The sequence below is a fragment of the Pseudarthrobacter sp. 902506025 genome (assembly GCF_040702325.1).
Classification (GTDB): domain Bacteria; phylum Actinomycetota; class Actinomycetes; order Actinomycetales; family Micrococcaceae; genus Arthrobacter.
The window spans coordinates 284,943-304,462 of sequence record NZ_JBFBKW010000002.1 but is presented as its reverse complement, the minus strand read 5'-3'; the positions used below and the strand labels follow the sequence as shown (position 1 = coordinate 304,462).

Below are 19,520 nucleotides of genomic sequence, written 5' to 3'. Positions count from 1 at the left end.
GGATCTCTCCCAGCAGGTGGCGTGGTGACCTACTCTTGAGAAACCCGAGAGAGGACCCGACATTGGCGTGTGACGGCTGCACCACTTCTTCACGACTGGACTTTGACTTCAGCATGGCCTTCCAGCCGATTTTCGACGCTGGGGCGCACCGCGTCTGGGGTTATGAGGCCCTGGTCAGGGGCTTGTCCGGCGAGGGCGCCTACGAGGTCCTGGGAAAAGTGCTGCCGGAGCAGCGGTACCGTTTCGACCAGGACTGCCGGGTTAAGGCCATCGAGCTGGCATCACGGCTGTTCCCGGCGGATGAGGAGCTGGTGCTGTCCATCAACTTCATGCCCAATGCGGTCTATGAGCCAGCGGCCTGCCTCCGCGCCACCCTCCATGCCGCAAAGCGCTGTGGCTTTCCGACATCGTCCATCCTGTTCGAGTTCACGGAAAACGAAGAAGTCACCGACACCGCCCACCTGACCAGCATCATCACCGAGTACCGTAAACAGGGCTTCACCACAGCCATCGACGATTTCGGTGCCGGCCATGCGGGGCTGGGTCTGTTGGTGGACTTCCAGCCGGACTTGTTGAAGATCGACATGAAGCTGATCCGTGGCATTGACGCCAGCCCGGCACGGCAGGCAGTTGTGGCCGGCATCGGCGGCATCGCAAAGGAGCTGGGAATCACGGTGCTTGCGGAGGGCGTGGAAACCGAGGAGGAGTTCCGGGTCCTGAAAGCCGGTGGAGTCCGCTTGTTCCAGGGCTACTGGTTCGCCAAACCGGAATTCGAGGCCCTGCCGGGAATCCGGGCGCTGGGCATCCCCGCCGCCTAGCCCCGGCCCCTCACTCCTGGCCGGATCTTCCCTTGCGGCCCAGCCTGTACCCCGCCCAGAACGCGAGCACCAGCAGTCCGGCCACCATGACAGCCAACCCGATCTGAGTGCCTTGCGTGACGAAGGCGGCCCCGTTGGCAACGAACGGCTTATTGCTGAGCGGCGCGTAGGCGAACCAGCCATTGAAGTCGCGGTTCAGGTAGGCGATCAGGACGCCCGCCAGCACTGCCGCAATTCCCAGCAAAGGCATCGCGGCGGCAGGAACTTTGGCGTGCTTTGACGGCCGGTCTTCTTCAGGTGTGTTGTCTTCCCCCATGCCCGCGAGTCTAGCGGTGCCCCGCTTTCCGGTACCTACCGGGCCCGGCGGATCGGGTCTAGGCTGGCCGGATGTTGACTATAGGAACCATTGTCCTCGGCGTCAACGACGTCGCCGCCGCTACCAAGTTCTGGAACGACGCCATCAGCTATGTCCCCCGGGAGGCCGGCGACGAGACGTGGGTGACCCTTGTGCCGTCGTCGGGCCCGGGCGCGGAACTGTCCCTCATGCTCAGCGAAACCCCGGTCCAGGACCACCCGCGGATCCACCTGGACCTGTATGCGGACGACCAGTCGGCGGAGGTGGAGCGCCTGGTCGCGCTCGGCGCCCGGCGCGTGGACTGGGACTCGTACCCGGAGGACCCCGACTTCGTGGTCCTGGAGGATCCGGACGGGAACCGGTTCTGCGTCATTGACAAGAGTCCACGGTAGGACGGGCCCCGGCATCCCGGGAACAAGCCCGGTGCGCGGCCCGTTGGCATCCGTACACGTACCGCATCCCGATGCGGTGGGAGCGACGGAAGGGATTTCATGGTCAGGGCTGTCTGGAACGGAAAAGTCATCGCCGAATCCGCGGACACGGTGGTGGTGGAGGGGAACCACTATTTTCCGCGGGAAGCCGTCAATGCCGCGTATTTGCGGGACAGCGACAAGAACACCTTTTGCCCGTGGAAGGGCACGGCCAGCTACCACACGCTGGATGTTGACGGCGAGCTGAACGAGGCCGCGGCCTGGTACTACCCGGAGCCCAAGCCGCGTGCGAAGCATATTGAGGATCGGGTTGCGTTCTGGCGAGGCGTCACCATCGAGGCCTGACAGGCCGTGTGAAGCGGACGACGGCGGATACTTGTCCGCCGTCGTCCGCTCCCTCCAACAATGTGGCCCGGCACGCATCATTGAGTGCCGGGCCGGCTAAGCCGCGAGCGGCAGGTCGAACAACTGCTCAGCAAGCCTGATGAGGTGGCGGGGAGCGTCGCACTCTCCGTCCAACGGGCGGCGGCCCAGGAACAGGGCCGTCCCCTGGATGGTTCCGTCGAGATCGATTCCGGCCTCGCGGATGAGCACCTCGGCGCGGGGATTCGTGGCCAGCGTATGGGTGGCGCTGTCCAGATAGGCGCGCCAATCGATGCCGGCGATGTGGCCGATGCCGCCGGCGGCGATCTTCTGGAAGGCCGTCTCATCAAGGTCGATCGGCCGGAGGTGGACTGGCTGGGTGAGTCGGGTGGGGACGACTAAAGCGTTGTGGGAGGTCATCACGGTGGTGTCCTTCGGCTGATCGCCCGGCTTTGGGCGCGGTGGAGCTTGCCGGGTTGGCGCGGGCGGCCGCGGGCTAGGAGTCCCGGGCGGCCGCGCGCCGGCATGATCAGCGCTGGTTTTTGCGCGGTTTTACAAAATTCAGTTCGTTATTTTCGTTTTTCGCTCTTTTGTCGGCGCGTTTTTCCAGGATGGACTTGCCGGCTTTTTTCGCGGCGCCGCTTTTGGGGGATTTTCCGGACATCGGAATCACGCCTTTCTTTGCTTTGCGTTACCCGATACCATACCTACTTTTATTTTTTTATCCAGTCCTGCGGATGCCCGTCAGAACGCGGCTGATGGCGCACACTGCCGGGTGCGCAGGATGGGTCGGAGCGGGGAGGGTTTTTCAAATTTTGCCGGGCCCCAGGGATTTGCGTTTCTTTTGCTTTGCCTCAAGAAAGCAGCCGGAAACTTTGCGCGCACCAGGAAAACAACCGCAAATTCGCTTATTTCATTGCCGCCAGAATTCTGTGAGCATCGCGGCGCGGGTTTTTCCTTCGTTGTATCCGGACTGGGCTGCTGCGGGACGGAGTGACACATCCATTGCGTTGGCTCCGAACATGTGCCCGGCCCCGCTGTCCGGGAAGATGACTTCGACCCTGCTGCCCCCTGCCCGCAGCTCTTCCACCTGCGCCGCCAACTGCATGCCCCATTCCAGTGGCATCCGCGTTCTGCCACCGAAAGGCGACAGAACCAGGACACACCCGCACCCGGCCGCCAGGTCGGCGTTCTCGTTGCGCCGGTAGCCGCCGTCGATATAGCTCCTGTCCCCAATCCGGTACGCCGAGCCGCTGGAGCAACTGGCGGCGACGGCGTCAACCAGGTCGATGCCGCTGGTGCGGTCGAACACTGCCGGGTCCCCGGTAGCCGCATCGACGGCTGTGATCAGCAGTTCATGCTCTGGCCATTCTTCCGTGGGCAGCCGGGCCGCGACCGTGGCCCGCCACCGCTCCGAGGCGTCGTAGGCCGCCGCCAGGTCCAGTGCCGTTGCGCCCATCCTGCGGCGCATGTCCGGCGCATCCACGGAGGCGGCGATGATCCTGCTGGTCCGCTCCAGATGGCCGGACACCGGACTGCCGGACGTTCCCGTGGGACGCGTCCGCTGCGGAAGCGGAGCGTCAAGGACGGCGGCATAGAGTTCGGCGGCCCGGGCGCCGGCAATCTGCGCGGCTGCCGTGGACCCCGCCGATGTTCCTATGACCCGGTCGGCGCCGGTCACGTCCACCCCGGCGTCTGCCAGCCCGGCGAGGACGCCGATCAGCCACGCGTTGCCGGTGGAGCCACCGCCTCCAAGGACCAGGGCACGTTTGGATCTTCCCGTCGGAGCGGCGTGCGGGACGGAAGAAGGTGTTGTGTTCATGGGAGTCGCCTTTCGCGAATGTGCCTGTGCGGCGCTCCCGGTGGCGGCTGGGTCAGCCGCTGATCGTCGACTGCGGGGGAGCACCCATTACGGATACAGCATTCATGGGTCTCACCTCCTGGAGCCGGGTCACGATCAGGGGAATCCTGTCACACGGCCGCTGATATTCGCAACGGGTAAATTTGAAGCGATGATTTCGATTGACCGGGACAGCCCCACGCGCGATGACGTCCACATGCTCCTGAGCGAACACCTGGCCGACATGTTCGCCACCTCGCCCGCCGAAAGCGTGCACGCCCTGGACCACTCCGCCCTGTCCACCCCGTCCATTACGTTCTGGACGGCCCGCGAGGACGGAGCCCTTTTGGGGTGCGGCGCGCTTAAGCTGCTGGACTCCCCCGCCGGCCCGGCGAGGCATGGCGAGATCAAGTCCATGCGCACTACAGCAACCGCCCGGGGACGCGGCGTGGCCACCCTCCTGCTCGGGCACATCCTTGATGCCGCCCGGACGCGGAACCTCGAGCGCGTCTGCCTGGAAACCGGAACGGAGGACTACTTTGCGCCCGCGCGGCGGCTCTACGCCCGGCACGGGTTCACGGAGTGCCCGCCGTTCGCCGACTACGTGCTGGACCCCCACAGCGTGTTTATGGAACTCCGCCTGTAGTCCCACACAAGGAAAGCGGACGACGGCGGGTGGGCCCCCGCCGTCGTCCGCTCCTGAAGCAGCGCTCGATTCAGCTTCCGCCTCCGGTCACCGAAGCTCTGCCTCCGACGCCCGAAGCCGGGCGAATTCCTCCTCCGGGGCACCGGCCACCAGGCGGTGGCGGCTGTAGAAGGCGAAGTAGAGCAGGCCGATGACGAATATTGCCGCAGTGATCGCGGCGGCCTGGACGTCCACGACGAAGGTGGCCACGACCGCGATGACTGCGAGGACGAGTCCGACGGCGGTGGTCAGTGTGCCGCCAGGGGTCCGGTAGGGGCGGTGCAGCTCCGGTTCACGCCTGCGGAGCACGATGTGGGAGAGGTTGAGCAGCACGTAGGACACGGCTGCGCCGAACACTGCGATGTTGATGAGTTTGTCTCCGTCGGCGACGGCGGCCGCGAGGATGAAGCCGATGGCGCCGGGGACGATCAGCGCCCAGGTGGGTGTTTTTCGTGAGCTGGTGCGGCTGAGCCAGGTGGGAAGGTAGCCTGCGCGGGACAGTGCGAAGAGCTGGCGGGAGTAGGCGTAGACGATGGAGAAGAAGCTGGCCACGAGTCCGGCGAGGCCTGCGTAGTTGACGAACACGGCCAGGCCGTCATTGCCGACAGCGCGCAGGGCGTCAGGGAGCGGGCTCGAGGACGTGCTCATCGCCGCCGCCCCGGCTCCGCCCGGAGCAAGAACCAGGACGGACAGGCCGGTGAACGCCAGTACGGCCATTGCGACGATGATGGCGCGGGGCATGTCCCGCTGCGGATTTTCGGCCTCCTCGGCCGCCAGGGGCACGCCCTCAACAGCCAGGAAGAACCAGATGGCGAAGACCAGCGCGCCGAGGATGCCGCCGGCACCATTGGGCAGGAACGCGCTGGCACCGGCGGCGTCAGTGACCGGAATATCGAACAGCTTTGCGGGATCAAAGTGCGGCACCATGCCGATGACGAAGGCGATCAGCGCCACCACGGCGATTCCCGTGATGGCGAACATTGCCTTAAGCGCCTCGCCGACGCCAACCAGGTGGATACCGATGAACAGCGCGAAGCACACGAGGTACACCGGCCAGCCGTCCGTGATGCCGAACAGTCCCAGGCTTTCCACATAGCCGCCGATAAAGACAGCAATCGCCGCAGGCGCTATCGAATACTCGATGAGGATGGCGAGCCCGGTGGCGAATCCGCCCAAACGGCCGACCGCGCGGCGGGCAAAGCCGTACCCGGCACCGGCCACGGGCAGCGCAGAGGACATTTCTGCAAGACCGAAGACCATGCAGGCGTACATGACGCCCATCAGGACGAAGGCGATCAGCAGGCCGCCCCATCCCCCGGCCTCCAGGCCGAAGTTCCAGCCCGAAAAATCGCCGGAAATCACGTACGAAATGCCAAGGCCGGCAAGGAGCAGCCAGCCTGCGGCGCCCCGCCTGAGGGACCGCTGTTCAAAATAGGCCTTGTCCACGGCCCGCTGGTCCGCGGCCGGAAGGGTTTGAGTCATGGGAGTCTCCAGGAAAGTAGAGGAAGAGGGTGGCTGCAGCCGGAAATGGCGCGAAACGGACGGCTTGGGCAGGTCAGTCGAACAGCCAGGTGGGCGACGCGAGGTAGCGCTCGGCGACAGCCACCGTGCCGGGGATCTGGGCGGCCCACAGGTCAGCAGGCAATGCATCGGAGCGGTGGGTAGTGGTCCAGCCGAGCATCGTCAGGCGGCGGATCATGCTGAGCGCCGCGGCGTGCTTCAGGTCGGACTCCGAGAGCCTGCGGACGGTGCGGTAGCCCGCCACCCAGCTCTTGGCGATGTCCGGCGCGTATGTCTCGTGTTCGATGAAGGACAGTGCCGAGGCGAAGTCGTAGAGCAGCCAGGAGAAGCCGCAATCGTCGAAGTCGATCACGGTGAGCGCGCCGCCGTGGATCATGATGTTGGAGGGCCTCAGGTCGGCGTGCACCAGGCCCCAGGCGTCACCTGACACCGGAAGACCGTCGAGCGCCGCAACTGCGGCGAATTCTGCCTGCGCCAGAAGTGAGGCCTGTTCAGGGGTGAGGTTCGCACCCCGCCAGTCACCCCATCTGCTGGACGCGCCCAGCATGTCTGTCAGCTGCCAGGAAAAGCGGGTGAATCCATCCGGCAACTGCCAGCGCTTCACCTGCTGATGCAGACGGGCTGTGGTGGCGCCGATTTCCGCGTAATAGGGCCTCGGGTCGGCGAAATCCTCCAGGATGTCCCCCGAAACGAAGGCAAACGCGACACAGTGCCATTGGGAGCCGCCCCCGTCCGTGAAGGTATGCAGGAGCTGGCCGTCGGCGGTAGGAACGACGTCGGGCACCCGCACTTCCGCTTCTTCGGCAAGACGCCGGACCCAGGTCAGCTCACCGGCGATCTGGCGGGCATCCCCCACATGCCCGGGGCGGTGTACCCGCAGAACGGAGACGGGGACGCCGTCGACTGTTATCCGGAAGGTGGCGTTCTCGGATACGGCAATCAGGGTGATGACGGTGCGCTGGGGATCCAGGCCCCAGGCTGAAGTAACTTCACCGGCAATCCACTCAGGTGCCGGCTCCCCGCGTCGAAGATTATTGAAGACGGCGAGCGGGGAAGTATCTGTCATGGTGTTCATGGATGCTCCTCGGAGGGCGAGGAGGGTTGGGCTCCGGTAGCGAGTATGGCATGGGCGGCCGCCGCAGGCCGCCTCCGTCCGGAGGAATTTACGGTCCCGAAACAAACCCGCGACACGGAAACAAACCGTTCAAATTTGGCAGGCTTTTCGTAACGCCGGATTCACGTCCGGGCCGATCAGGCCAAGCGCGCCCAAACATACTTGAAGTACCGAAATTGATCCGAGGGTTGGGCCCGTCCGGACATCGTCGAAACGCCACAAACAGCAAGGAACCCACCATGGTCATCCGTTCCACCATCATGGACACCAACAGCTTTCGCGCAGAGCATGCCGATGGATTGGACCCTGAAACCCGCCGGCTGACCGAGCGCCGCGACACCGTGCTGGGAGCCTCCTACCGGCTCTTCTACCGGAACCCCGTCCACCTGGTCCGCGGCGAAGGACAGTACCTGTGGGACGCTGCCGGGCGGAAATACCTGGACGCGTACAACAATGTGGCCAGCCTGGGTCATTGCCATCCTGCTGTTACCGCGGCGGTGACGGCCCAGATGCAGCAGCTTAATACGCACACCCGGTACTTGCACGAGAACATCCTGAACTACACGGACGACCTCCTGTCCACCATGCCGGCCGGGCTGAACAAGGCCATGTACATGTGCACGGGCTCCGAAGCGAACGACCTCGCCATCCGGGTAGCCAAGGCATACAGCGGAGGCGAAGGCATCATCGCCACCAGGGAGGCGTACCACGGCACCAGTGAACTGACCTCCGGGGTATCGCCGGCACTGGGCACCGGACAGCCGCTGGCACCCACCGCACGCCTGGTGGACGCGCCCGACGCCTACAGGCTCGGCGCCGAAGCCGGGCCCGACGGTGCCGGCCTGGGCACCTGGTTCGCCAACCGGATCCGCGCGGCCATCGCGGACATGGAGGCGAACGGCATACGCTTCGCCGGCTTCATCGCGGACTCGATCTTCTCCTCCGACGGCGTCCTCCCGGGCCCCGCAGGGTACCTGCGCGAGGCTGCGGACGTCATCCACCGCGCCGGCGGCATCATCATTGCCGACGAGGTCCAGCCCGGTTTCGGCCGTACCGGCGAGGCGTTTTGGGGATTCCAGCGCCACGGGATCGTCCCCGACGTTGTCACCCTGGGCAAGCCGATGGGCAACGGAATTCCGGTGTCCGGGCTGGTGGCCAAGGCCGACGTCCTGGCCACCTTCAGTGACACCATCCCCTACTTCAACACCTTCGGCGGCAATCCCGTCTCCATGGCAGCGGCGCAGGCAGTGCTTTCCACCATCCGCGCGGAAGGCCTGCAGGAGCATAGCCGGCGTGTTGGGGCGGCGCTGCTTTCCGCCCTGTCCGGTCTTAGTGCCACGCACGGGTCGGTGGGCGATGTCCGCGGTGCAGGACTGTTCATCGGCTTCGAGCTCGTGAAGGACCGCGGCACCCGGGAACCGGATCGTGACCTCGCGCTCGCCGTGCTGGAGCAGCTGCGCGAACGCGGCGTGCTGACCTCGGTGGCGGGCCCGCACGGGAATGTCCTGAAACTGCGCCCGCCGCTGGCCTTCCAGGCGTCCGATATCGATTGGCTCGTGGGTGCCCTGGATGACTCACTGACAGCATTGGGCGCGTAATCCGTACATTTGATCCATGGCAACAGGAACAGACGGGCAGCCCTCGGCATCGACTCCGGCAGACGCCGCCCATGCCGCTCTCACCCGGTACGCCAGGATGGAGAGGTTCAACCCGGGCGAGCTGATGGGGAGCGAACGGGCGTTGGCCGAACGGCTGGGGATTGGCCGGGCGGTGCTGCGGCAGGCGATTGAGCGGATGGAGGCGGAGGGCACGGTCCGCCGTGTGCTGGGCCGTTCCGGGGGCGTGTTCTTCAATGACGGACGCATCCAGCGCCACCTGAACACGGTGGAGGGGGTTCCCCAAATGGTCCTCCACCAGGGGCGGGCCATCGCCACCCACGTCCTGCGCGCAGAGATGGGGCTCCCGCAGCCGGACGAGCGGCGCAACCTGCGCCTGGACGGCGGAGACGCGGTGCTGCGCATCCAAAGATTACGGCTTGTGGACGGCCTGTCTTGGTCGCTGGATTTGTCCGTGCTGCCTGCCGCCCGGTTCTCCGGCCTGCTGAACCATCCGCTGGAGGGTTCGCTGTACCACCTCCTGACCTCGGAGTACGGGCTCGAGCTGGACCGCGCCGACGAAACAGTGGAAGCCGTTCCCGCCTCCGCCGAGCAGGCGGACGTCCTCGGCGTTCCAGCCGCGGCGGCCCTCCTGGAGATCCGGCGGCTCGCTTGGGACGTGCAGGGCGCGCCCGTGGAGTATGCCCGTGACTTTTTCCGCGCCGACCGCACCCGGGTGCACATGCAAAAGTACGGGACCAACTGGAAGAGGACGGTCCGGCTGGGACGGGAGTGAAACGTCCGGGCAGCAGCACCGCCTGTAGTCCCACACAAGGAAAGCGGTCGACGGCGGGTGGGCCCCCGCCGTCGTCCGCTCCTGTTTGTTCGTGAAGGACCGTGCCGCTGTCCTAAACCTCGCCGCGCCAGCCGCCGGTCTCGCTGCCGCGCGATTCGATGAAGTCCTTGAACTTCCGCATGTCGGCCTTGACCTGCATGTTGTCGATCTTCAGCGCGGCGCCGGCCTTTTCAGTTGCGGTTTCCGGTGCCCATTCGAAATGGACTTTGACCTTGGTGTGGGTGGCATCCAGGGGCGTGAACCTGATGATGCCGGCATGCGACTTGCCGTCGGTGCTGCGCCAGGCGATCCGGTCATCAGGCGCCTGATCAACGATTTCGGTGTCGAACTCCCTCTGGACGCCGCCCACCTTGGTAACCCAGTGGTTGGTGGTGTCGGTCAGCTGCGTCACCGACTCGACGCCGGACATGAACTGCGGAAACGATTCGAACTGGGTCCACTGGTTGTACGCGGTCCGCACCGGAACAGCGACTTCCACCGTCTCTTCAACCTCTTCAACGTGTGCCATCTGCTTCCTCCTCATGACGGACGGCCGCAATGGCGGACTGGCAGCATGGGCCATCCTGCCAGTCGGGCAGCCGCCACCTTTGCACGATAAATCCGGCGACTACCCGTGTCCAGACCTAAAACGAAAGCGGACGACGACGGGTGGGCGCCCGCCGTCGTCCGCTTCTTCTGCGCTGCTACTGGCTGAAGGGGACCTTTTCCCAGCTCAGCACGTCGGCGCCTTTGGCGCTGTTGCCGGCCACCGTGAAGCGGACGTAATCCACTGCGTTGTTGGCGCCGTCCACCGTGACCCGCTGCAGGTTGTCCGCGGCGGGTGAACCGTAGATGTCCAGCCAGGGTGCGCCCGCGGCGAGGGGCTGGTTTGCGGCGAAGACGTGGCTGTCGCCGTTGACCAGGTAGACCGGGGCGTCGAAGTTGTTGGTTTCCTCGACGATGGCCTGGACGATCCCGCGGAAGCCGGAGACGGTCGCCGGGTTTGCGGTGGCGTCGGCCAGGAGCGACGGATCGAACATGTCGGCCTGCTGCATGAGCACCACGGCGCGGTCGTTACTGCGCCTGGCCTCGGCGAAGGTCTGGTGGATCTGGGCGATGACCGCGTCCGTGCGGTGTTCCACCTCGGCGAGCTGCTCGGGCGTGGCGGCCGTCTTGCCCAGTCCGGTCCACGGCAGGAGGGAGTTGTTGCTGCCCTGGACGTTCAGCACCGAGAAGGCCACCCGGTTCTTCTCGAAGCGGACGTCCTCCGGGAGGCCCAGGTTCTCCTGCGACTTCACCGGCATGGTGGCGCCCAGGGTCTTGCCGGGCTGGTTGAAGAAGACCTCCCGGATCTTGTCCAGGCGCTCCAGCGGGTTGTAGGCCCCGTTGTTGGTGCGGTGGCAGTCCACCCATTCGTTGTCGCCGGGCGTGTAGACCAGCGGGTGGGCGAAGGTGTCGAACTGGGTGCGGATGTAGGAGAAATACTCGTCCGAGCAGACGGACGAACCGTTCTTTATATCGCCCACGTGTGCTACAAACTTCAGTTCCTTGTCCGCGTTGAGATCCTGGATGTGGGACGGAAACTTGGCGATCTCGGCGGCGCCGTAGGGGATGTCGCCGATGGCGGCGAAGGTGAAGGCCTGGTTGCCGTCGCTGGTGCTGTCCGCCTGGGCTGTTTCGGCGAAGGCGGGCTGGGACGCCAGGAGGCCGAATGCCAAGGTGAGCGCCGCCGTCGTGATTGTCAAAGTCTTTGAAGGCATGGGGGTCCTGCTTCTGTTGTGGGCTGGAGTGGGGGCTCAGGCGCCGCGGGCGGTGAGGAACTGCTGGAGGCCGGCGAGGTCGTCGGTGTTGATGTGGTCCACGCCGGCGTCGGCGAGTTCGGTCCAGACGGCGTCGCGGGCGGTACCGGGCTGGTCCGGGGTGGCCCAGAAGCGGACGCGGTAGCCGTTGGCGTGTGCGGTGGCCACGAAGGCGCGCAGCTTGGCGCGCTCGGCCTCCGGCATGGGGCCAACGCCCTGCCAGGTGAAGAGCTTGGTCCAGTTGTCGCTGACCAGCGGCATCAGGGCGGCGGGCAGGCCGGAGGCGAGGTCGGTGGAGCGGCCGTCGTAGAAGCTGAAGCGCTTGTCCTGGGCCAGCATGGTGGCCAGCGGGCGGTTGCCGCTGACGACTGCGGTGACCGGGCCGGTCTTGACGTTGCCGTTGGTGTAGCGGCTCATGATGTCGCGGTGTTCGGCCAATTCCTGCTCGATGGCGGCGTAGGTGGCCTCGCCCTCGCTCTTGATGTCGATCAGAAGCTGCAGGCTGCCGTCCCACTTGGGGTAGACGCTGTGGCCGGGCTGGCTGCGGACCAGGTCCTGGAGTGGGTCGAGGTAGAGGCTCTCGAGCGTGACGCCCTGTTTGGCGTCAGCGAGGTCGTGGGCCACGCGCAGTTCACCGTCGACCAGCCATACGTCCGCCTCGACGCTGGTGAAACCGTGCTCCAGTGCGTCGAACAGGGGGCGGTCGTGCTCGTAGTCGTTGTGGGCATGGGTGCCGGCAAGGGGTTGGCCGACGACGACGGGCGTCGGATTGGGTGCCTCGGCCCCGGCTTGGGCGGGGGCTACGGCTGTCCCGGCCAGGGAGGCGAAGACAGCGACGGCGGCGAGGGTGCTTTTCACGAACACGGGAGTACTCCTGGTACCTCGGGGATGTCCGCCCGGTGATGGGGTGTTCCGGGCGTGAGGGTGCGTGAAAAGACTGCTTGGCCTGGCGAAACGGTTCAGGGCGTCTTGGTTGCATCGTGGTGAACGGCGGGGAACATCAACATCGGGGCTGGCGTGAGTTCCGCAGCCGTGATGGAGCTGGGGCGTGTGTCCTGCGGGCAGCCCAACTAACCGCTGGTTAGGAGACCGCGAGATAATCCACAACCAATGCCTCCAGCACGCTGGCCTCTTCCGGAAGGCAGCCCGGCGGCCAGAGTGTGGGTGCCCGGTCCGGCTGCTCTGCGTTGTACTGACGGCCACGTGGAGAAGTCCAGCCCGGCGGCTCATTCCTGGAAGCCGGACCAGGCCTCCAGCCGGTTCGGTGCTTGAGCCGGTGATGTTTGGGGCACAACTGTCCCAGGTTGCTGATTCCGGTGCTGCCTCCGCGCTCCCAGGCCGTGAGGTGGTCCGCCTCATTGTCCTGGCTGTGGTTGCTGCAGCCGGGAAAGGTGCACTTTCCATCCCGCATCCGCAACCACCGCTTTAGCGATTCCGGGAGCCGGTAGCTGGTCCGGCCAAGTTCAAGCGGGGCTCCGTCGCGTGGGTCCACCAAAACCCGGTAGAACGAGTTGGCACCTTCCGCGACGAGTTTTCGCGCCATCGATGCGGGGATGGGTCCGTAATTGTCCAGGTCTCCGGGCTCGTCCGTGGCACCGAGGAGGGAACAGACCGGTACCGTGACCAGCACGTCAGCTTTGAGGGACGGCCCAGGCCCGGCGAGGTCCCCGGTGTCACCGAGCAGCAACTTTGCGGCCAGGTCTGCCCTGAGCTGGGTAAGGGTTCTCGGCTCCTCAGGTCCCTGCAACCCGCGGGCCAGGGCAGACGTCCTGTTCCAGACAGCACAGGCCTTGTCCGCAGCCATGTAAAGCGAAACCCAGGCCATACCGTCCCGGTCCGGCGAGTACTCCATCCGCCGATCCGCGACGGACTTCACATGCCTGATTGTCAAGGACTCGGGGTGATGGCGTTCCCGCCAGGCGCGCACTTTCCGACGGAAACGGCCCGGGACCAGCTCTCCGGCAGATGCACCCCTGGCGGCGTTAGGCGCTTCCGGGTCCAGGAAGTGAGCTTCCAAGGCTGTTGCAGCTGCAGCGTCCAGGCTGCTGGTTTCGTCGACCATGATCTGGGCATGCCGCCAGGAGACGGCGCCGGCCTCCATGGCTTTGAGCGTCGCCGGAAGAGAAGTGGTGATCGCATGGGCGTCCTGCAGCAGCGCGGATGCGGCTCCTTCGCCGATGGTGAGCGCGCAGGCGACTTCGGCGACGACACTCATGTCCCGCGCCGATGATTCAGACGCGCTTTCCGCCGGCGCTTCCATGGCGGCTGCGGCCCCCGAATACTCTGCGAGCAGCCGCACTTTCACGGCTGCAGTAGCAGCTTCGATTCGGGCCACGAGGCCGAGGCCGTCCAGACAGGACTCGGCAACGTCCCGAAGCGGATCATGACTGTCGACGCCGTGAGCATTATCCGCAGCATCCGACGAACCGCTCAGGGCTCCTGTTAGTTCGTCCACCAGCCCGGTCAGGGATGCGACGGCACCGGCGAGTCCGGCCGTACCTTTCGCATCCACAACCGCTCCGGTTTCCATACCCAAAGCCTGTCACGGGGGTCTGACATTTTGAGTTCGGCGCCGCAACACACCCGCGTCGGCCGTTGACCGCCGCTTCTGCGGACCGATTTGCCATCGCATCTTCGTTCCTGCTGTCCACGGGGACAGCGGAGTTCCCGCAGACTTCCGGCACTGGCACTGGCTTACTGGCAGGCGGCCTGCTGGCGGACCGGGTGACGGTGGGCGGCTCCCGCCGTCGAGAGGGCCCTAAGGACGGGTGAAAGGTATGGCACACATCGGCATAGACGGCGCCATACCGTTACTCCTGGCGGAACGCCGAGATGCCGGTGATCCGCTGGCCCAGGATAAGGGTGTGGACCTCGTCAGTACCTTCATACGTGCGCACTGATTCAAGGTTGTTGGCATGCCGCAGCGGCGAGTAGTCCAAGGTGATTCCGTTTCCCCCCAGGATTGTGCGCGCTTCGCGGCAGATGGCAATAGCCTCCCGTACATTGTTCAGTTTTCCCACGGAGATCTGTACCGGCTCCAGCGTCCCGGCGTCCTTGAGGCGCCCCGTATGGAGCGCCAACAGCGTTCCCTTCTGGATTTCCAGCAGCATATTTACCAGCTTTTCCTGCGTGAGCTGGTAGCCGGCAAGGGGCTTGCCGAACTGGAGACGGTCCCCGGCATAGGCCAGCGCGGCTTCGTAGGAGTCCCGGGCAGCACCCATGGCGCCCCAGATGATTCCGTAGCGGGCTTCGTTGAGGCAGGAGAACGGACCCCTGAGTCCGTGCGCGCCCGGCAGGAGTGCGTTGGCAGGCAACCGGACGTCATCAAGAGTGATGTCGCACTGGATGGAGGCGCGCATGGAGAGCTTTGCACTGATGGGCGTCGCGGTGAAGCCGGGGGTGTCCGTCGGCACGATGAACCCGCGGATCCCTTCGGCGGTGTTGGCCCAGATGACCGCGATCTGCGCCACGGAAGCAAGCCCGATCCAGCGCTTTGCCCCGTTAATGACCCACCCGCCGGCTCCGTCAGGTGCCGCAAAAGTCGCCATGCTGGAAGGGTCGGAGCCGGCGGTCGGCTCGGTAAGCCCGAAGCAGCCGATCTTTTCACCCCGCGCCATGGCCGGCAGGTGCTCGTTCCGCTGCTCCTCGGACCCCCACTTGTGAATGGCGGTCATGGCCAGGGAACCCTGGACGCTGACAAAGGTCCGAAGCCCTGAGTCGCCGGCTTCCAGTTCCATGGCGGCGAGGCCGTACTCGACGGCGCTGCGGCCGGGGCATCCGTAGCCCTTCAGGTGCATCCCGAGGACCCCAAGCTTGCCAAGCTCGGGAACAAGCTCGAGCGGGAAGTGGGCATCTTCGTACCAGCCCGCAATGTTGGGCCTGATCCGTTCATCCACAAAGTCCCGGACAGTGCTGCGCAGTTCCAGTTCCCCGGGGGTCAGGAGGGTATCGAGGTTGAGAACGTCGTCGAAGACCCGGGCGGGTGCGGTTGCGGTTACGGTCACGGTGGTTCTCCTGGCAGGTAAGGGGACAGGTTGGCGGCGGCGGTGGCGTGGTGTGCGTCCGCCGTGATCTCCACCACTGTGCCAGTCAGATTGCCGTCAGATCCAATACCTAATAGTGAATCCGCTGATGCTCCAACTGCATCAATGTGCGGTTCAGGCCGGTGACGGGAGGACCTCTTCCGAGAGCCGAAGGACTTCCCGCAGGGCCGGACTGGCGTTGTCCTTCCGCCAAACCAGCCGCAGTTGGATGGCATCTGCCGGGTCTTCCAGGGGGAGAAAGACGACGCCCGGGTGGCTGAAGTTTTCAGGCACTGAAGAAACCGTCAGCGCGACGCCGATTTCCGCCGCCACCAGCGCCATGAGCGTCTGTGAATCCGGCGCCACCTGGGCAATCTCCACGACGTACCCCGCGGCACTGGAGAGCCGCCGAAGGTGGTCATGGAGGATGGCGCCAGGATGCTCAGGCAACGTAACGAAGGGCTGCCCCGCAAGGTCAGCCATGCGCAGCGAAGCCTGTCCACTCAACGGGTGGCTTTCATACAGCGCCACAACGAGCCGCTCGTTGGCCACGATCCGGGAGTCGAGGACAGCGGGAATGAAGTTCCAGCGGCCCAGGCCGACTTCCATGGCCCCGCCCATGACCTTGTCCATGGCCGGTAGCGCGAAGTTGGAACTGGAGAGCTCAAAGTCGATTCCGGGGTGCACTTCCCTGACACGCTTGGCGAGCCTGCCAACCATCACATGCGAGGAAACACCGGCAAAGGCGACGCGCACGCGCCCGGTTTCGCCACGGCCCACCGAGGCCACCGCCAGGCGGCCCCGCCGGCACCCTTCGAGTATGTCACGTGCCGGGCCAACCAACGCCTGCCCTTCCGCGGTCAACTGGACTGTCCGCGTGCTGCGGATAAAGAGGGGCGCCTTCAATTCATGCTCAAGCCGCTGGATGGAACGGCTCAACGGCGGCTGGGCCATATGAAGCCGGCGGGCGGCCCGGCCGAAATGCAATTCCTCCGCCACGGCAAGGAAGGCCCGGATCTGATGTATTTCCACTCCAGCGCTCAGCTCCTGCCCGGGTAAACGTCATTGTCCATACGCCCAAGATACCCAAGGAACGCGCCGACGCTGATGACGGACGGGTATCAGTCCAGCACCAAATACGTATTGGACGTGAATCAGTCCGCTTGCAAAGGTTGGTGATGCAGACCACATTGCGGAGGATTTCAGATGACACAACCGATCGACGAATCGGTCTCCAGGCGGCAGGACCAGCCCGCAGGAGGCAACGATAACCACGGCTTTGATGCCCTGGGCAGGGCAAGCGCCGGGCCCCTCGCCGGCATCGTGGTCGCAGATTTCAGCAGGGTGCTGGCCGGCCCATACGCCACCATGCTCCTGGCTGACATGGGCGCCACAGTGATCAAGGTGGAGGGACCCGAGGGTGACGACACCCGTACGTACATGCCCCCCGTCCGGGACGGCGAGGCCACGTTTTTCCTCGCGGTCAACCGCAACAAACATTCCATTGCCCTGGACCTGAAAGACCCGGAAGACCTCGACGTAGCACGTTCCCTGATCAGCACGGCCGACGTCATGATCGAGAACTTCAAGCCCGGCAACATGGCACGGCTGGGCTTGGATTACGCGGCCGCGGCCGAATTGAACCCGGACATCATCTACGCTTCCATCACAGGATTCGGTACCGGAGCCGGCGCCCACATTCCGGGGTACGACCTTTTGGTGCAGGCCGCATCGGGAATGATGAGCCTGACCGGGGACCAGGACACCCAGCCGTACCGGGCAGGCATCGCACTATTCGATGTCATCACAGGCCTGCATGCTGCCATCGGCATCCTGGGGGCGCTGCACCACAAGGACCGGACCGGCGAAGGTCAGCTGGTAGAGCTCAACCTGCTGACCTCGGCCCTGTCCGGCATGGTGAACCAATCTGCGGCCTACGTATCGGGCGGTGTAGTACCCACCAGGATGGGTAACGAACACCCCAGCATGTATCCATACGCCCCGATGCAGACCGGAGACGGCACCATCATCATCGCGACGGGCAATGACGCCCAGTTCGTCCGGCTGTGCGGGGCGCTGGGGATTCCCGACGTAGCGAGGGATCCGAAGTTTGCGACGACGCTGCAGCGCAACGCCAACCGCGACGAGCTGCGGGGCATCCTCCACGCCCAGTTGGCTGCCCAATCAGCTGACGAATGGTTCCGCGAGCTCTCGTCGGCAGGGCTGCCCTGCGCTCCGATCCAGGATGTCCGCGGCGGCGTCGAGCTGGCTGAACAGCTGGGGCTAAGCCCGGTAGTGATGGCGGGCGAAGGGGAACGGAAGATCCCCACGGTCCGACACCCTGTCGAGTATTCCCTCACCCCGGTGGACTACTCACTCGCACCGCCCGAGTTGAACGCAAGCTCCGGGCTGGTGCGGGACTGGCTGCTGAACCGGAAAGCCCTGGTCGATGCCTGAAACCTACCGGACCCGCGTCTGCCCCCGGTGGTCCGACCAGGACCTCAATGGGCACGTCAACCACGCCGCCGTCGTCACCCTCCTGGAGGAGTCAAGAATCAAGTGGCGATCCTCGATGCCAGGAATACGTCAAGCCGAGGCAACCCCCACGGTGGTGGCCAGCCTCGACGTGAACTACCGGCGGCCGGTGCATCACGGCGAAGACCTGGAGGTTGAACTGACCGTGATCAGGATCGGCACGAGTTCATTCAGCCTGGAATTCAGGGGCAGCCAACACGGCGCAGTCGCCGTAGACGGCCGGACCGTGCTGGTTTCAGTCCATCGGGACACTGGCAAGTCCCGGCCGTTGGCCGAACACGAGCGCCACTGGCTCACCCTTTTCCAACCTTCACAAGGAAACACGGACCCGCAGCGTAAGCGGGTTCCCGATCACACACCACTGGAGTTCTCTCGATGACACCGGAAACCGCCGCGAACGGCACCGATTTTTACCTTATGGACGATTTCCTCAGCGCTGAGGACCGGGCGCTCCGGCTCAAAGTCCGCGCCTTCGTGGACAAAGACCTGCTGCCCGTCATTAATGGCTACTGGGAACGTGCCGAATTTCCCGTCGACCTTGTTCCCAAGCTTGCCGGGCTCGGCATCGTCGGAACAACCATTCAGGGTTACGGATGTCCTGGGCTAAGCCGGCTTGCCGCCGGGATTGTTGCCGCGGAGATCTCCCGCGGCGATGGTTCCGTTAACACCTTCCTCGGCGTCCAGTCCGGACTGGCGATGGGAACCATCAACATGCTCGGCAGCGAGGAGCAAAAACAGCGGTGGCTCCCCGGCATGGCAGCCCTTGGCAAGATCGGCGCCTTCGCCCTGACCGAACCCGAGCACGGATCTGATTCGGTGGCACTCGAAACCAGCGCGCGCCGGGATGGGGACAGCTACATCATCAATGGACGCAAGCGCTGGATCGGCAACGCCAGCATGGCCGACGTCGTCATCATCTTTGCCCGCGACGAAGCAGACGCGAAGGTAAAGGCGTTCGTGATGGAGCGGAACGGGGACGGCAGCTTTCCGGACGGATACTCCACCGAAGTCATCACCGGCAAGATCGGCAAGCGGGCGATCCTCCAGCCGGATATCACCCTCGATAACCTCCGGATCCCGGCCGCCAACCGGCTCCCGGAATGCCACTCGTTCAAGGACGTCACCCGCGTACTGACCTCAACGCGAAGCGGCGCGTCCTGGGAGTCCTACGGCCACGCAATGGCTGCCTACGAGATCGCACTGGACTACGCGAAGACCCGCCAGCAGTTCGGCAAACCCATCGGCAGTTTCCAGCTCGTGCAGAACAAACTGGCCAACATGCTCGCCGAACTGACCGCCATGCAGCTGATCTGCTTCCGGCTGGCCGAACTCGCCGAAGACGACCGGATGACCGGGCCCATGGCGTCACTCGCCAAGATGCATACGGCACGGAAAGCCCGCTGGATCTGTTCCGAAGCGCGGGACATGCTCGGCGGCAACGGCGTACTGCTGGAGAACCACGTGGCGAGGCACATGACCGACATGGAGGTTGTCTCCACTTACGAAGGCACAGACTCCATCCAGTCCCTGCTCGTAGGCCGGGAGATCACCGGCCTCTCCGCCTTCAGCTAGATGCCCGCTGGGCTTCGGCAGCACGACATTAACGA

The 19,520-nt window shown here is 65.0% G+C and carries 21 protein-coding genes; 9 read left to right on the top strand and 12 right to left on the bottom strand.

Translation table 11 applies throughout. The features are described 5' to 3' along the window. Positions 1–113 precede the first annotated feature (113 nt). Positions 114–818 carry an EAL domain-containing protein gene (locus AB0280_RS05225; RefSeq protein WP_307491535.1) on the top strand — a complete coding sequence of 235 codons (705 nt, stop codon included), beginning with the start codon at positions 114–116 and terminating at the stop codon, positions 816–818. A 10-nt stretch (positions 819–828) separates the two neighbouring features. On the opposite strand, the gene AB0280_RS05220 is transcribed toward AB0280_RS05225, so the two are convergent. Continuing rightward, positions 829–1,134 (bottom strand): hypothetical protein, encoded by a 306-nt coding sequence (locus AB0280_RS05220; protein WP_307491532.1) that lies wholly within the window; start codon positions 1,132–1,134, stop codon positions 829–831. 71 nt (positions 1,135–1,205) lie between these two features. Here AB0280_RS05220 and AB0280_RS05215 point away from each other — a divergent pair, with 71 nt between their 5' ends. Together AB0280_RS05215 and AB0280_RS05210 are read left to right on the top strand one after the other, a co-directional pair. Next, the gene (locus tag AB0280_RS05215; RefSeq protein WP_307491530.1) at positions 1,206–1,565 is read left to right on the top strand and encodes a VOC family protein; all 360 of its coding nucleotides are present in this window, start codon (positions 1,206–1,208) and stop codon (positions 1,563–1,565) included. 99 nt (positions 1,566–1,664) lie between these two features. Next, positions 1,665–1,949 carry a DUF427 domain-containing protein gene (locus AB0280_RS05210; RefSeq protein WP_307491528.1) on the top strand — a complete coding sequence of 95 codons (285 nt, stop codon included), beginning with the start codon at positions 1,665–1,667 and terminating at the stop codon, positions 1,947–1,949. A 96-nt stretch (positions 1,950–2,045) separates the two neighbouring features. Here the strand turns inward: AB0280_RS05210 and AB0280_RS05205 are convergent, their stop codons facing one another. The 3 genes from AB0280_RS05205 to AB0280_RS05195 form a co-directional block, all read right to left on the bottom strand. After that, positions 2,046–2,387: a hypothetical protein gene (locus AB0280_RS05205; protein WP_307491525.1), complete on the bottom strand. Its 342-nt coding sequence runs from the start codon at positions 2,385–2,387 to the stop codon at positions 2,046–2,048. A gap of 109 nt (positions 2,388–2,496) precedes the next feature. Then, complete coding sequence (locus AB0280_RS05200) at positions 2,497–2,631, bottom strand: hypothetical protein (RefSeq protein WP_307491523.1); 135 nt, start codon at positions 2,629–2,631, stop codon at positions 2,497–2,499. A gap of 249 nt (positions 2,632–2,880) precedes the next feature. Beyond that, positions 2,881–3,789: a patatin-like phospholipase family protein gene (locus tag AB0280_RS05195; protein ID WP_307491521.1), complete on the bottom strand. Its 909-nt coding sequence runs from the start codon at positions 3,787–3,789 to the stop codon at positions 2,881–2,883. Positions 3,790–3,979: 190 nt separating this feature from the next. Here AB0280_RS05195 and AB0280_RS05190 point away from each other — a divergent pair, with 190 nt between their 5' ends. Continuing rightward, positions 3,980–4,453 (top strand): GNAT family N-acetyltransferase, encoded by a 474-nt coding sequence (locus AB0280_RS05190; protein ID WP_159630451.1) that lies wholly within the window; start codon positions 3,980–3,982, stop codon positions 4,451–4,453. Between the two features lie 87 nt (positions 4,454–4,540). On the opposite strand, the gene eat is transcribed toward AB0280_RS05190, so the two are convergent. Together eat and AB0280_RS05180 are read right to left on the bottom strand one after the other, a co-directional pair. Beyond that, on the bottom strand, positions 4,541–5,974 hold the full coding sequence (gene eat, locus AB0280_RS05185) for an ethanolamine permease (RefSeq protein ID WP_366366360.1): 1,434 nt from the start codon (positions 5,972–5,974) through the stop codon (positions 4,541–4,543). 73 nt (positions 5,975–6,047) lie between these two features. Further along, entirely contained in the window at positions 6,048–7,088 is a 1,041-nt protein-coding gene (locus tag AB0280_RS05180) for a phosphotransferase enzyme family protein (protein WP_307491518.1), read from the bottom strand. Positions 7,089–7,366: 278 nt separating this feature from the next. Between AB0280_RS05180 and AB0280_RS05175 the strand changes: the two genes are divergently transcribed. Both AB0280_RS05175 and AB0280_RS05170 read left to right on the top strand, forming a co-directional pair. Beyond that, positions 7,367–8,725 (top strand): aspartate aminotransferase family protein, encoded by a 1,359-nt coding sequence (locus AB0280_RS05175; protein WP_366366359.1) that lies wholly within the window; start codon positions 7,367–7,369, stop codon positions 8,723–8,725. Between the two features lie 16 nt (positions 8,726–8,741). Next, positions 8,742–9,518 (top strand): GntR family transcriptional regulator, encoded by a 777-nt coding sequence (locus AB0280_RS05170; protein WP_307491515.1) that lies wholly within the window; start codon positions 8,742–8,744, stop codon positions 9,516–9,518. A gap of 112 nt (positions 9,519–9,630) precedes the next feature. On the opposite strand, the gene AB0280_RS05165 is transcribed toward AB0280_RS05170, so the two are convergent. From AB0280_RS05165 to AB0280_RS05140, 6 genes are all read right to left on the bottom strand, one after another. Continuing rightward, complete coding sequence (locus tag AB0280_RS05165) at positions 9,631–10,086, bottom strand: SRPBCC family protein (RefSeq protein WP_159630441.1); 456 nt, start codon at positions 10,084–10,086, stop codon at positions 9,631–9,633. Between the two features lie 175 nt (positions 10,087–10,261). Beyond that, positions 10,262–11,317, bottom strand: a complete 1,056-nt coding sequence (locus AB0280_RS05160; protein WP_307491512.1) for a hypothetical protein — start codon at positions 11,315–11,317, stop codon at positions 10,262–10,264. Between the two features lie 36 nt (positions 11,318–11,353). After that, positions 11,354–12,220 (bottom strand): phosphatidylinositol-specific phospholipase C/glycerophosphodiester phosphodiesterase family protein, encoded by an 867-nt coding sequence (locus tag AB0280_RS05155; RefSeq protein ID WP_307491510.1) that lies wholly within the window; start codon positions 12,218–12,220, stop codon positions 11,354–11,356. A 217-nt stretch (positions 12,221–12,437) separates the two neighbouring features. After that, the gene (locus AB0280_RS05150; protein WP_366366357.1) at positions 12,438–13,886 is read right to left on the bottom strand and encodes an HNH endonuclease signature motif containing protein; all 1,449 of its coding nucleotides are present in this window, start codon (positions 13,884–13,886) and stop codon (positions 12,438–12,440) included. A gap of 280 nt (positions 13,887–14,166) precedes the next feature. After that, the gene (locus tag AB0280_RS05145; RefSeq protein WP_307491505.1) at positions 14,167–15,360 is read right to left on the bottom strand and encodes an acyl-CoA dehydrogenase family protein; all 1,194 of its coding nucleotides are present in this window, start codon (positions 15,358–15,360) and stop codon (positions 14,167–14,169) included. A gap of 153 nt (positions 15,361–15,513) precedes the next feature. Continuing rightward, positions 15,514–16,410, bottom strand: a complete 897-nt coding sequence (locus AB0280_RS05140) for a LysR substrate-binding domain-containing protein (protein WP_224023138.1) — start codon at positions 16,408–16,410, stop codon at positions 15,514–15,516. Between the two features lie 174 nt (positions 16,411–16,584). On the opposite strand from AB0280_RS05140, the gene AB0280_RS05135 reads away from it, so the two are divergent. Genes AB0280_RS05135 through AB0280_RS05125 form a run of 3 tightly spaced genes read left to right on the top strand, consistent with a single transcriptional unit; the run spans position 16,585 to position 19,485 of the window. Next, positions 16,585–17,835: a CaiB/BaiF CoA transferase family protein gene (locus AB0280_RS05135; protein WP_224023140.1), complete on the top strand. Its 1,251-nt coding sequence runs from the start codon at positions 16,585–16,587 to the stop codon at positions 17,833–17,835. Next, a complete protein-coding gene (locus AB0280_RS05130) occupies positions 17,828–18,292 on the top strand; it encodes an acyl-CoA thioesterase (protein WP_224023142.1) in 465 nt (154 codons plus the stop codon). Before AB0280_RS05135 ends, AB0280_RS05130 begins: the two co-directional genes overlap by 8 nt. Continuing rightward, positions 18,289–19,485, top strand: a complete 1,197-nt coding sequence (locus AB0280_RS05125) for an acyl-CoA dehydrogenase family protein (RefSeq protein ID WP_224023144.1) — start codon at positions 18,289–18,291, stop codon at positions 19,483–19,485. Before AB0280_RS05130 ends, AB0280_RS05125 begins: the two co-directional genes overlap by 4 nt. Positions 19,486–19,520: the final 35 nt, after the last annotated feature.